Here is a 12287-nt window from a genome sequence, read left to right on the forward strand (position 1 = left end):
ACTTGCGTGATCGCCGAGGGCTCGGTGACACGCAAAGGGGTCTTACGGCCCGGAAACCGGTTATCAAACACGGTTAGCTGCGTGTTTATGCGCTTTGCGCCAGGGGATCAACCAAGGCCAGCGCGTTTTTCATCGCCTCCACCATTTCGCCATCCACGCAATAATGGCTAAATTCGTCAAACTCGTTATCGGAGCACATGGTGACACCCGCCTTGCGATAACGCATGGTCGACGGCGCTAGATGGCCGGAAGAGCTGTGCAGTTCATGCAGGCCGATATCGACGAACTTGTGCAGATTGCTGAGGCGCACACCGGCACCCGCCATGATCACCGGGCCCTGGCTGGCCTGACGCAAATCACGCAGCAACGGCAGGCCAAGTTCGGCGCTCTGCTGTTGGCCGGAGGTCAGAATGCGCGCCACGCCCAGCTCAGTCAGTTGCTCCAGCGCCACCATCGGATTCTGGCACATGTCGAACGCGCGGTGGAACGTCACCGCCATCCCCTCGCACAGCCTCATCACTTCGCGCATGCGCGGCAGATCGATGTGCCCTTCTTCGTCCAACATGCCTACCACTACGCCGGGGAATCCCATCTCGCGGATGTGGCGGATATCTTGCTTGATCACCTCGAAATCCACCGCGCCGTAGCAAAAATCGCCACCGCGAGGGCGAACGATCGGATGCACCGGGATCGCAACCCGCTCGCGCGCCAGACGCAGCGTGCCATAGCTCGGCGTCAATCCCCCTTCGCTCTGGCTGGCGCACAACTCGATGCGATCGGCGCCCGCCCGTTCGGCCGTCAGCGCACAGTCGACGCTAAAGCAACAAACTTCCAGTTTTATCATTGTCACCCCCAGATAACGGCCAACATACGGCGGCAATTGTTCATTTCTTCATTTCTCACGTAGGCTCATGCATAGGCATAAACCGGTTCAGGGTTGTAACTATGGCATTCAATTTTGATCAATGGGTAGACCGCAGTCACAGTGACAGCGTTAAGTGGGATAAATATCGCGGCCGCGACATCCTCCCGCTTTGGGTCGCCGACAGCGATTTCGCCTCGCCGCCGGCGGTGATCGAAGCCTTGCAGCGGCGCGTAGCGCACGGCGTATTCGGCTACACCCACCCATCCCCTGATCTTCTTGAGGTTTTTATCCGCCGCATGGTAGAGCGCTACGGTTGGCACATCAAGCCTGAATGGATCATTTTCCTGCCTGGGTTGGTGTGTGGCCTGAACCTGTGCGTGCGCGCCTGCACCGAAGAACATCAGAGCACGCTGGCTCCCTCTCCCATTTATCCGCCGTTTCGCAAAGCGGCCAAATTCGCGGGGCGTAAACACCTCTCGGTGCCGCTAACGGCGGCAGGCCAACGTTGGGTGCTGGATTTTTCCGCGATGCATGATCGGCTCAGCGGCAATGAGAAGCTCCTGCTGCTGTGCAACCCGCAAAATCCCGGAGGCACCGTTTATCGCCGGGATGAACTGTTGCAGCACCATCAGTTCGCTCGCGAGCACGATTTAATCGTCTGCTCCGATGAAATCCACTGCGAGCTGCTACTTGAACCCGGCGTGCGACACATCCCTTTCGCCACCCTGAATGAAGATGCGGCCCAACGCAGCGTGACGCTGATGTCACCGTCTAAGACATTCAATCTCGCCGGGCTCGGCGCCTCGATGGCGATCGTCCCCAACGAAGCGTTGAGACAAAAGCTGAAACGCGCACGCAGCGGCATTGTCCCGGAGGTTAATCTGCTGGCGCTGGTCGCCGCCCAGGCGGCCTATCAATACGGGCAACCCTGGCTGGATGAGCAGTTAATTTATCTGCGCGCCAATCGCGATCGGTTGACAGAGCGCATCAACGCTATGCCGGGATTGACGTTGTTACCGATCGAAGCCACCTATTTGGCCTGGATCGACTGCAGCGCTTTGCCGGTGGATAACCCGCATCAGTTCTTCGAGCGCGCAGGCGTTGGGTTAAGCGCCGGTTTGGATTTCGGCGATCGGCGCTTTGTACGGCTGAACTTCGGTTGCCGGCGGGCCCTGCTCAATGAAGCGCTCGATCGCATGGCGCAAGCCTGTGCGGCACTGGCTGGCTAGCCTTGTTCGCTGGCGACGATGTCTCTAATGGAATAAGGATGAAACTTGATCGTAACCGTTCCATCGGTGATGGCCAGCGTCGGGTTCGGCAGCCGTTCGCCTTCGCCTTTTGGCGAACTTTGCTTCAGCTTGATCCCCGGCGCCAACAACGCTTCATCAGCAAGGTGACTCAACGCCCGTGCATGCAGCGTCTGCGGATCGCCGCTGAGCACCAATTCGACATGTTCCCACCCTTCATGCGGATAGCGTTTCTCCCCGGGGTACGGCAGCTCGACGCAATCTATGCGCCACGGCCCCACGGCCAGCGGCTGCTGTAAATCAAACAAACAGATAGGCCGCCCGTTGATCATCGATTCGGACAGCAGTGTCCCACACTGCATCAATCCCTGGCGCCAGCGTTCGGCGGTAGCGTTCTGGTGACAACGCAGGGAGATGTGATCGGCGATAAAGGCAGACAGATCAAGCCGCAATCTGGCGGCAAATTGTTGCAACGCCTGCTCGAAACGCGGCAGGTCGAGCTTCAGATCGTCAAGCTCGGCAATGGCCTGCAAGGGAGTGGTCATAGGAACCTCAAAACAACGGAGCACAAAGTTAAACGCCGTAATTTACACCGTGGCGACAGCGCTCGCCAGCGTTGAGAGGGTTTTCAGCAGTCATTCAGAATGATTTTCGGTTGCGTGCGGAGAGAGCAATAAACCAACTTTTTATTAAGAATGCAGCTTATTAAGTCAACAGAAAAATAAAAATTAAGAATTTTCGCAAGCCATTATAACCCTTCATCATGACGTTATGATTTAAGTTATTTTTCACAAAACCATTCGTGATTCGCGGGTTAAACCGATTGAATCGCTTCATTTAATCACACTTTATCCACTTATCAAATTCACAAAAAAACAACAATCAACCCATTGTAAACAAAGACAATAAAATTCAATAATTAATAAAAAACTAAGGATTATCTTAATTTAACCTCGGACAATTGATTCACCAGTACAACTCAGCTACTTTGGAGAAAATTTAAATTCGAGATGATCATTATGTTATTGCTGACGATTTCCTTGGTGTTGATAATTATCGCCGTATACGCCATCTACCGTCATTTTAAATCACGCCGCACCAACACGCTGGATGCCAGGCGTCACAATAAAAAGCGTTAGCCTCATAACTCTCCCCTCCGTACATTCTGGTCAGGTCATTCTGCTTTTCACCTTCAGGCATTCTACGCGCCGCACCCGACAACTGTTTCATCGCAGCGGCCGCGCCAACTGCTGACGGGCTCCGTCAGATCGGTTACAATTGCAGGCTGTTTTGTGGAGGTCGCCCGTCGCGCCCGCCACCGTTGAATCCCGCAGGGGCTGGCTTCAGCTCCTCGTTCGTCATTAAGGTAACCCGGTGAATATTCAGGTTCTTCTTTCAGATAAAGTCAGCCAGGCGCTGATCGCCGCTGGTGCGCCAGCCGATTGCGAAGCGCAGGTCCGCCCTTCCGCCAAGGCGCAGTTTGGTGATTACCAGGCCAACGGCGTGATGTCAGTCGCCAAAAAGCTGGGCATGCCGCCCCGTCAGCTGGCGGAAAAAGTGGTGCAACTGCTGGATCTCGGCGATGTCGCCAGTAAAGTGGAAATCGCCGGTCCCGGCTTTATCAACATTTTCCTGAACAGCGACTGGGTCGCCCGCCAGGCCGACCAGGTGCTGAATGCACCGAAGCTGGGCATTGCCCCGGTTGAACCGCAAACCATCGTTATCGACTACTCTGCGCCGAACGTGGCGAAAGAGATGCACGTCGGCCATCTGCGCTCCACCATCATCGGCGACGCCGCGGCACGTACCCAGGAGTTTCTGGGCCACAAAGTGATCCGCGCCAACCACGTCGGCGACTGGGGCACCCAGTTCGGCATGCTGATTGCCTACCTGGAAAAAATGCAGAATGAAAACGCCAGCGATATGGGCCTGTCCGATCTCGAACAGTTTTATCGCGAAGCCAAGAAACATTACGACGAAGACGCCGAGTTCGCCGAGCGCGCGCGCGCTTACGTCGTGAAGCTACAGGGCGGCGATCAGTACTGCCTGAAAATGTGGCGCAAGCTGGTCGACATCACCATGGCGCAAAACCAGCTGACCTATAACCGCCTGAACGTCACGCTGACCGAAGACGACGTGATGGGCGAAAGCCTGTATAACGCGATGCTGCCGGGCATCGTCGCCGATCTGAAAGCCAAAGGGCTGGCGGTGGAAAGCGAAGGCGCCACCGTGGTGTTCCTCGACGAATACAAGAACAAGGACGGCGACCCGATGGGCGTCATCATCCAGAAAAAGGATGGCGGCTACCTCTACACCACCACCGATATCGCCTGCGCCAAATATCGCTACGAGACCCTGGGCGCCAACCGCGTGCTGTATTACATCGACTCCCGCCAGCATCAGCACCTGATGCAGGCCTGGACCATCGTGCGCAAAGCCGGTTACGTGCCTGAGTCCGTCTCGCTGGAACACCACATGTTCGGCATGATGCTGGGCAAAGACGGCAAGCCGTTCAAAACCCGCTCAGGCGGCACCGTGAAGCTCTCCGATCTGCTGGATGAGGCCATCGAACGCGCCGAACAGCTGATCGCCGGCAAAAACCCGGACATGCCGGAAGAGGAAATGAAGACCGTGGCCCGCGTGGTCGGCATCGGCGCGGTGAAATACGCCGATCTGTCGAAAAGCCGCACCACCGACTATGTTTTCGACTGGGATAACATGCTGGCCTTCGAAGGCAATACCGCGCCTTATATGCAATACGCCTATACCCGCGTGGCATCGGTATTCAAACGCGCCGGGATCGACGAAAGCAGCCTGACGCTGCCGCTGACACTGACCGAAGAGCGTGAAATTGCACTGGCCACTCGCCTGCTGCAGTTCGAAGAGGTGCTCACTACCGTTGCACGTGAAGGCACGCCGCACGTCATGTGCAGCTACCTGTACGATCTGGCGGGCTTGTTCTCCGGTTTCTACGAGCACTGCCAGATCCTCAACGCCGACAGCGAAGAAGCGCGTCAGAGCCGCCTGAAGCTGGCGCTGCTGACCTCTAAAACGCTGAAAACGGGTCTGGACACGCTCGGCATCGAAACCGTCGAACGTATGTAAACCGCACTGCGCGGTGACTAGTCCTGATATAGGTTGACACTTTTCAGCCGGATAACGCCCGATGAACCTCATCGGGCGTTTTGTATTTCAGCGACAAGTGCGGCCGCCGCGTGTTGTAGAGGTTCACCGATTCCCTGACCATCTTTCTTGCCTGCGCGATATCTTCTGGCCTGCCGAGCAGGTATTCCGTTTTGAGTATCCCGTTTATCCGTTCCGCCAGCGCGTTCTGATAACAGTCATACCCGTCCGTCATCGAGCAGATGACGCCATACTGCTGATGTAACGCCTGATATTCCTGCGAGCAGTACTGGATACCCCTGTCCGAATGATGCACCAACGGCAACGCCGTGCGTCTGCCGGCCAGTGCCATTTTGAACGCGCAGGCGACATGCCGGGTATGCAGACTGTCATGCACGTGATATCCCACGATTTTTCTCGACCAGGCATCCGTTACCAGGCTGACATACGCCGTCCCCGTTCTCAGCGGCAGGTAGGTGATATCCGCCACCCATACCTGTTCCGGACGGCTGGCTATTACTTGATTGTCTCCCGCTTTTAGCAGGTTGGGATGGCGATAAAAACGATGATGGCTGTGCGTCGTCTTGTGATATGCCCGTTTAGGCATCACCAGTAACCGCGCGCAGCGCAGGATACTGAACAGCCGGTCACGGCCCACATGCAACGCCGGTTCAGGGTGTTGCCGCAACAGGTGATGCAGCTTACGTGTCCCCAGTCGGGGTTGGTGCAAGCGGATGGCCGTCACCTGTTCGACGAGATGCCGGGCCTGCTCCTCTTTGCCTGCTTCACGCTGCAGGGACTGATACCACGCTTGTCGGCTGATGCCCATCCATCGGCAGGCCCGCGTTACTGTGAGTCCCGGTACTTGTGTTTGCGCGATAAGGCGGTTAGCTGCTTTTTTGTCAGCGTGGCGCCAAAGTCGGTGTTCATCACTTTGACGACAGCTTCGAAGAACTGGGCTTTGACTTCAGATTCAGCCAGTTGCTGCTCAAGTTCTTTAATACGCTGTTCGGGCGTCAGGGGGAGTTTGGGCATGTTGTCTCCGCACGTTCTGGTGGAAGGAGAAGTTCGCCAGTCAAGTTGACCGTATTTGCGCAGCCAGTTCATGACAGTCTGGCTGCCCTGGATACCGTAGCGATCTTGCGCCTGGCGGTATGTCATCTCGCCTTTTTCGACCTGTTCGACGACAGCCAGTTTAAAGGATAGAGAGTAATCGCGTTGTGTGCGTTTAATATACTGGTTCATCACATTTTCCTCTGTGCGTGAGTAAAATGTGTCAACGCTATTCAGGACGGGTCACGGAAAGCAAAAAGGTCGCCAAGGCGACCTTTTTTATTCTTGCATTCGACTCAGGCGACGCGGCGCGCAAAATCACGCGGGCGGAAACCCAACCCGGCCAGCACGCCGAAGTAGGCCACCACGCCGGCCACGACCACCGCCGCCAAGCGCAGCAAACGCTCCAGCATATTGCCCTGATCCCAGGCCGGCATCAGCCACATCACACCAATCAGCACCGCCGACATCACCAGCACGGCGATCACCAGCTTGGTGAGGAACAGTGCCCAACCCGGCTGTGGCTGGAAGATCTTCTGCTTGCGCAGCTGCCAATACAACAACGTGGCGTTCAGGCAGGCCGCCAAACCGATCGACAGCGCCAGACCGGCATGCTTAAGCGGACCAATAAACGCCAGGTTCATCACCTGTGTCATGATGAGCGTGATGATGGCGATCTTGACCGGCGTTTTAATGTCCTGCCGCGAATAGAAGCCTGGCGCCAACACTTTAACCACGATCAGCCCCATCAGCCCTACCGAGTAAGCCACCAACGCGCGTTGCGTCATCGCCGCGTCAAAGGCGCTGAACTTGCCGTACTGGAATAACGAGACGGTCAACGGCTTGGCCAAAATACCCAGCGCGATGGCGCTCGGCAACGCCAGCAGGAAGCACAGGCGCAGCCCCCAATCCATCAGGCGCGAATACTCGTCGTGGTTGCCGCTTGAGAAGCTTTTGGCCAGCGACGGCAGCAGGATGGTGCCCAACGCCACGCCCAACACGCCGGACGGAAACTCCATCAGGCGGTCAGCGTAGTACATCCAGGACACCGAGCCGGACACCAGGAACGAAGCGAAAATGGTGTTGATGATCAGCGAGATTTGGCTGACCGACACCCCGAGGATCGCCGGCCCCATCTGGCGCATCACGCGCCAGACCCCGGCATCACCCAGTTTGAGGCGCGGCAATACCAGCATGCCGATCTTGCGCAGGTGCGGCAGCTGATAACCCAGCTGCAGCACGCCGCCCACCACCACCGCCCAGGCCAGCGCCAGCACCGGCGGGTGGAAATACGGGGCGGCGAACAGCGCGAAGCCGATCATGCTGACGTTAAGCAACGTGGGGGCAAAGGCCGGGATCGAGAAGCGGTTCCAGGTATTGAGAATAGCCCCCACCAGCGACGCCAGTGAGATCAACAAAATGTAGGGGAACGTGATGCGCAGCAGCGCCGAGGTCAACGCAAATTTGTCGGGCGTGTCGGTAAAGCCCGGCGCAGTAATGTAGATCACCCAGGGCGCGGCCAGCATCCCCAACACCGTCACCACCGCCAGCACCAGCGTCAACAGCCCGGAGACATAAGCGATAAAAGTGCGCGTCGCTTCTTCACCCTGCTGGCTCTTGTATTCGGCCAGGATCGGCACGAAGGCCTGCGAAAACGCGCCTTCGGCAAAGATACGGCGCAGCAGATTAGGGAGTTTGAACGCCACGAAGAAGGCGTCCGTTGCCATGCCGGCCCCGAACACGCGCGCGACGATCGCATCGCGGGCAAAGCCCAACACCCGCGAAAACATCGTCATCGAGCTGACGGCAGCCAAGGATTTGAGTAGGTTCATGTGGTTGTCTGATAGGTACCGTAAATATCAACGCCTGCAACAGCAGGCGTCAGTGAAACAATCGGCTCAGTTTACGCATCCGGAAAAGAATAGCTACCGCCATATGTTACATAGAGTTATCCCGCAGCAAACGCTCGACCACCCGCTGGGCGACCAGCGCCTGTTCGCCGCCGGTTTCCGGCGCGCTCTGGTTGGCGACGGCATCAAGGAAATGCCGTACCGCCCCGTCGAAGCCGCGTTGCACCAGCGTGCTTTGCCAACCCGGCACCGGCTGTTCCAACTCACCCTGTACATCTTCACGCAGCCAGTGACGCATATCGGTCAACTGATACAGCGCGCCGTCGGTCACCGCCTGCACGCTTTCGCGCTGGCTGCCGCCGCGGCGATGCATACTGGTCGTCACCTGCGTGTCGCCGCAGGCGAAGTGGTGCTCGGCGTACAGCATTTCGCCTGCGGCGTTGGCCCGTAAGCTGCCGCTCAACAGTTGCTCGCGTCCGCCCGCCAGCCACAGCGCCGTGTCTACCACGTGCAGGTAATCATCCAATAGGGTAAAACGCAGATCGTGCGGACCGACGCTGTCCGCCCGATGTTTATCCATGCGAATGGAGGCCGGTTGATTCATTTGCTGCTTGAGCTGCCGGTAAAGCGGTGCGAAACGGCGGTTGAACCCCACCATCAGCGTTTTGCCCCGCCGCTCGGCCAACTCAAGCAGCTGCTCGCCCTGCTCCAGCGTTTCCGCCAGCGGCTTATCGACGTAAACGTGCACGCCGCGGTTTAGCAGCTCGCCAATGACCGAAAAATGGCTGGCGGTGCTGCTGTGCACAAAGACCGCGTCGCACTGTTCGGCCAGGCTGTCCAGCCGGGAGAAACAGGCCATGCGGTAGCTGTCGCACAGCGGCTGCGCTTTTTGCTGATTGGGCGAAAAACCGCCCACCAGCGTCCAATCCGCCGCTTGGCCGAGGATTGGCAGGTAAGCCTTCTGCGCGATACTGCCCAATCCCACCACGCCTACTCGTAATTTAGTCATTCGCATCCCTCGCCAACAGGTGTTGCAGCTGCCGTTTCAGCTCCGCCACTTCGTTTTCCAATGCGCTGACCCTGGCGCTCAGTTCGCTGTCTTCCTCGGATTCGAACGCCGCCGGCGGCGCTTCATCAATCTGGCCGCTGAACAGATGCATGAACCGGCTTTCGCGCTTGCCCGGCTCACGAGCCAGGCGCACCACGAACGGGCCATCTTCCCGCGTGGCCAGCTGTTGCAGCACCTGTTCGACCTCGCTGACATCGCTGAACTCGTGCATCCGATTGGTGCGGGTGCGTAGCTCGCCCGGTGTTTGCGCACCGCGCAGCAACAAAGTGGCGATCACCGCCAGTTCGGCGGGTGAAAGTTTCAGCTGGCCAAACTCGGAATTGCAAAACCGCTGCTCGTATTTCACTACCCGATTGCCGAATCCGCTGAGGGTGCGCAGGAAATGTTTGCGCAGCAACAGATCGAGGAGTTGCTGCACCTCACTCTCGCTCAGATCCATCACCGGCTCGCGGTTGGTCTTTTGGTTACAGGCCAGGGTAATGGCGTTAAGCGAAAGCGGGTATTGGTCCGGCGTCGTCACCTGTTTTTCCAACAGGCAGCCGATGACCCGGGCCTCTTTGGCGTTCAATTCATATTTCATCGTTTGGCCTCAACGTGGGGGGAGCCACTCTTTATTGGTGTATGCCGTCAAAACGTGGTCTTGCCACTGGCCATCGATCAGCAGGTAATCCTTGGCGTAACCTTCGCGTTCGAATCCCAGACGCGTCAGCAATGCGCCACTGCGCTGGTTGTGCGGCATATAGTTGGCCATGATGCGGTGCATGCGCTGTTGGCGCAGCATATAGCGGATGGCGGACTGCAAGGCTTCGAACATCAGCCCTTGCCCCTGCCATTTCTCCCCCAGCGAATAGCCGAGGAAACAGGCGTGAAACGAACCGCGCAACACGTTACTGAAGTTCGCCACACCGCGGACTTCCTGCTCTTCCGGATCGAGCAGGATAAAATAGTAGGCGCTGCCCTGCTTTTGCATTTCAGCGATCATCCCCAGGCGCGCCTGCCAGCCGGACGGATAACAGTGGCTTTCATCGCGCACCGGCTCCCAGGGTTTGAGAAAGGTCCGGTTCTCGGCATAATAGTCCGCCAGACGATAGGCGTCCCGTTCATGCACTAAACGGACCACCATCCGGTCGGTAGTAAGACGTACTTTTGGCGATGCAGAGCGGTAGCCGAACATCATTTCCCCCGCAGTCAAAACGGTTCGATAAGAAGTATTTATTGGGAAGTCGCATGGTTAATTATCCGGCGCCGATCTAATGCCATGACTTTATTTAGCCAATAGCGCCTCAGAACCGCACTTCCCTGCATTCAATATAACCGTAGCCCGCCCCCGAGGTAAAATCCCGGTCGCTCAGTAAATCGCCGAACACGCGTTTTACGGCGTTTTTCCGCCCATTTTGCAGTGCAGGTAACACCTTGACGATAAAAAAATATTATCTACTCCGCCCCTGTCGCCGCCCGGCAATTGGGTAGAGAATGGTGGGGTTGCCTTCCCCCTCTCTCTTAATTGCTCATGGTGATGCATGTCTCTGGTGTCGCAAGCGCGCAGCTTGGGTAAATATTTTCTGTTGCTCGACAACCTGCTGGTGGTTTTAGGCTTCTTTGTCGTGTTCCCGCTTATTTCGATCCGCTTTGTCGATCAATTAGGGTGGGCGGCGCTGATCGTCGGCATCGCGCTGGGTTTGCGTCAGCTGCTGCAACAAGGGCTCGGCATCTTTGGCGGCGCCATCGCCGATCGCTTCGGCGCCAAGCCGATGATCGTCACCGGCATGCTGCTGCGCGCCGCCGGTTTCGCTACCATGGCGATGGCCGATGAACCTTGGATCCTGTGGTTCTCCTGCGGGCTGTCCGCCCTCGGCGGCACGTTATTCGATCCGCCGCGCACCGCTTTGGTAATCAAGTTGACCCGCCCGCATGAACGCGGCCGTTTTTTCTCGCTGCTGATGATGCAGGACAGCGCGGGGGCGGTGGTCGGCGCGCTGATCGGCAGTTGGCTGCTGCAGTACGATTTCCACTTTGTCTGCTGGGTTGGGGCGGCGATCTTCGTGCTCGCCGCTGGCTGGAACGCTTGGCTACTGCCGGCTTACCGCATCTCTACCGTGCGTATACCGATGAAGGAAGGCATGTTGCGGGTACTGCGCGATCGCCGCTTCCTCACCTATGTCCTGACGCTGACCGGTTACTATATGCTGGCGGTACAGGTGATGCTGATGCTGCCGATCGTGGTCAACGAAATCGCCGGTTCACCGGCGGCAGTAAAATGGATGTATGCGATTGAAGCGGCGCTGTCATTATCGCTGCTCTATCCGTTGGCGCGTTGGGGAGAAAAACACTTCCGGCTTGAGCAGCGCCTGATGGCGGGCCTGTTGCTAATGACGCTCAGCCTGTTGCCGATTGGCCTCGCCACCAGCCTGCAGGGGGTGTTCACACTGATCTGCTGCTTCTATCTGGGATCGATTATCGCCGAGCCGGCGCGCGAAACGCTAAGCGCTTCGCTGGCGGATCCGCGTGCACGCGGCAGCTATATGGGCTTCAGTCGCCTTGGCCTGGCGCTGGGTGGCGCGTTGGGTTACACCGGCGGCGGCTGGATGTACGATACCGGACGCACGATGAACATGCCGGAGCTGCCCTGGTTGCTGCTTGGGGCAGTAGGCTTCGCTACGCTGCTGGCGCTGTACTGGCAGTTCAGCCCACGACGCAGCGCCCCGATGATGCTGCGCGGCGGTTAACGCCATAGAAATCCGGCCGAATCGGCAACAGCTGCTATCCTGTTAGTAAAAACACCCACAGGAGCCCGTCGGCATGAGCGAAGAAGCAAAATTACCGCAACTACTCGAACATATGATACTGAACTTGCGCATGATTTATGCGCGTTCCACCCTGGTGGAAAAAGCACTGGCCCACATCCTCGCCAGCGACGCCGGCCTGAAGGACGATATTATCAAGCAGCTGCAGGTCGTCACCGCCGCCAACGAACGTGACAGAATCGACCTCGAAGAAGCTCGCATTCACCTGATCGATGTGCTCAACTCGGTACCGGCCAAGAAATAACGCCCTCTAGCCCGTGCCGGTGCGCGGGCAAT

Annotated in this window: 10 protein-coding genes and 1 pseudogene; 4 read left to right on the forward strand and 7 right to left on the reverse strand. The window is 57.6% G+C overall.

All coding sequences use genetic code 11. The annotated features are described in order from the left end of the window. Nucleotides 1-85: 85 nt before the first annotated feature. On the reverse strand, nucleotides 86-844 hold the full coding sequence (gene cutC, locus GUC32_RS13855) for a copper homeostasis protein CutC (RefSeq protein WP_043143046.1): 759 nt from the start codon (nucleotides 842-844) through the stop codon (nucleotides 86-88). A 101-nt stretch (nucleotides 845-945) separates the two neighbouring features. Here cutC and GUC32_RS13860 point away from each other — a divergent pair, with 101 nt between their 5' ends. After that, the gene (locus GUC32_RS13860; protein WP_089195964.1) at nucleotides 946-2094 is read left to right on the forward strand and encodes a MalY/PatB family protein; all 1149 of its coding nucleotides are present in this window, start codon (nucleotides 946-948) and stop codon (nucleotides 2092-2094) included. On the opposite strand, the gene GUC32_RS13865 is transcribed toward GUC32_RS13860, so the two are convergent. Then, entirely contained in the window at nucleotides 2091-2657 is a 567-nt protein-coding gene (locus GUC32_RS13865) for a VOC family protein (protein ID WP_025303137.1), read from the reverse strand. The two genes, GUC32_RS13860 and GUC32_RS13865, sit on opposite strands and share 4 nt — an antisense overlap. 829 nt (nucleotides 2658-3486) lie before the next feature. Here GUC32_RS13865 and argS point away from each other — a divergent pair. Next, the gene (argS, locus tag GUC32_RS13870; protein ID WP_025303138.1) at nucleotides 3487-5217 is read left to right on the forward strand and encodes an arginine--tRNA ligase; all 1731 of its coding nucleotides are present in this window, start codon (nucleotides 3487-3489) and stop codon (nucleotides 5215-5217) included. A gap of 17 nt (nucleotides 5218-5234) precedes the next feature. On the opposite strand, the pseudogene GUC32_RS13875 reads toward argS, so the two are convergent. The 5 genes and pseudogenes from GUC32_RS13875 to rimJ all read right to left on the reverse strand — a co-directional run bounded on the left by GUC32_RS13875 (nucleotide 5235) and on the right by rimJ (nucleotide 10381). Next, a pseudogene (locus GUC32_RS13875) lies at nucleotides 5235-6480 on the reverse strand (IS3 family transposase). Between the two features lie 104 nt (nucleotides 6481-6584). Continuing rightward, entirely contained in the window at nucleotides 6585-8120 is a 1536-nt protein-coding gene (gene murJ, locus GUC32_RS13880) for a murein biosynthesis integral membrane protein MurJ (protein WP_043143599.1), read from the reverse strand. A gap of 106 nt (nucleotides 8121-8226) precedes the next feature. Further along, nucleotides 8227-9147, reverse strand: coding sequence for a Gfo/Idh/MocA family protein (locus GUC32_RS13885; protein WP_148123507.1), 921 nt, complete (start codon nucleotides 9145-9147; stop codon nucleotides 8227-8229). Continuing rightward, entirely contained in the window at nucleotides 9140-9787 is a 648-nt protein-coding gene (locus GUC32_RS13890; RefSeq protein WP_025303141.1) for a YceH family protein, read from the reverse strand. The genes GUC32_RS13885 and GUC32_RS13890 overlap by 8 nt, the downstream gene beginning before the upstream one ends. Nucleotides 9788-9796: 9 nt before the next feature. Then, nucleotides 9797-10381, reverse strand: coding sequence for a ribosomal protein S5-alanine N-acetyltransferase (gene rimJ, locus GUC32_RS13895; RefSeq protein WP_025303142.1), 585 nt, complete (start codon nucleotides 10379-10381; stop codon nucleotides 9797-9799). A 346-nt stretch (nucleotides 10382-10727) separates the two neighbouring features. Between rimJ and mdtH the strand changes: the two genes are divergently transcribed. Both mdtH and GUC32_RS13905 read left to right on the forward strand, forming a co-directional pair. After that, on the forward strand, nucleotides 10728-11933 hold the full coding sequence (mdtH, locus tag GUC32_RS13900) for a multidrug efflux MFS transporter MdtH (protein ID WP_319868822.1): 1206 nt from the start codon (nucleotides 10728-10730) through the stop codon (nucleotides 11931-11933). 73 nt (nucleotides 11934-12006) lie between these two features. Then, entirely contained in the window at nucleotides 12007-12255 is a 249-nt protein-coding gene (locus GUC32_RS13905; RefSeq protein ID WP_043143592.1) for a hypothetical protein, read from the forward strand. Nucleotides 12256-12287 lie beyond the last annotated feature (32 nt).

This window comes from Serratia sp. NGAS9 (assembly GCF_009905295.1).
Lineage (GTDB): Bacteria > Pseudomonadota > Gammaproteobacteria > Enterobacterales > Enterobacteriaceae > Serratia > Serratia bockelmannii.

Bases quoted from the DNA above. Each gene is read 5' to 3' on its own strand.
- GUC32_RS13865 (WP_025303137.1), bottom strand. From the start codon at position 2,657: ATGACCACTCCCTTGCAGGCCATTGCCGAGCTTGACGATCTGAAGCTC.
- murJ (WP_043143599.1), bottom strand. From the start codon at position 8,120: ATGAACCTACTCAAATCCTTGGCTGCCGTCAGCTCGATGACGATGTTT.
- GUC32_RS13885 (WP_148123507.1), bottom strand. From the start codon at position 9,147: ATGACTAAATTACGAGTAGGCGTGGTGGGATTGGGCAGTATCGCGCAG.
- GUC32_RS13905 (WP_043143592.1), top strand. From the start codon at position 12,007: ATGAGCGAAGAAGCAAAATTACCGCAACTACTCGAACATATGATACTG.
- GUC32_RS13860 (WP_089195964.1), top strand. From the start codon at position 946: ATGGCATTCAATTTTGATCAATGGGTAGACCGCAGTCACAGTGACAGC.
- cutC (WP_043143046.1), bottom strand. From the start codon at position 844: ATGATAAAACTGGAAGTTTGTTGCTTTAGCGTCGACTGTGCGCTGACG.
- GUC32_RS13890 (WP_025303141.1), bottom strand. From the start codon at position 9,787: ATGAAATATGAATTGAACGCCAAAGAGGCCCGGGTCATCGGCTGCCTG.
- mdtH (WP_319868822.1), top strand. From the start codon at position 10,728: ATGTCTCTGGTGTCGCAAGCGCGCAGCTTGGGTAAATATTTTCTGTTG.
- rimJ (WP_025303142.1), bottom strand. From the start codon at position 10,381: ATGTTCGGCTACCGCTCTGCATCGCCAAAAGTACGTCTTACTACCGAC.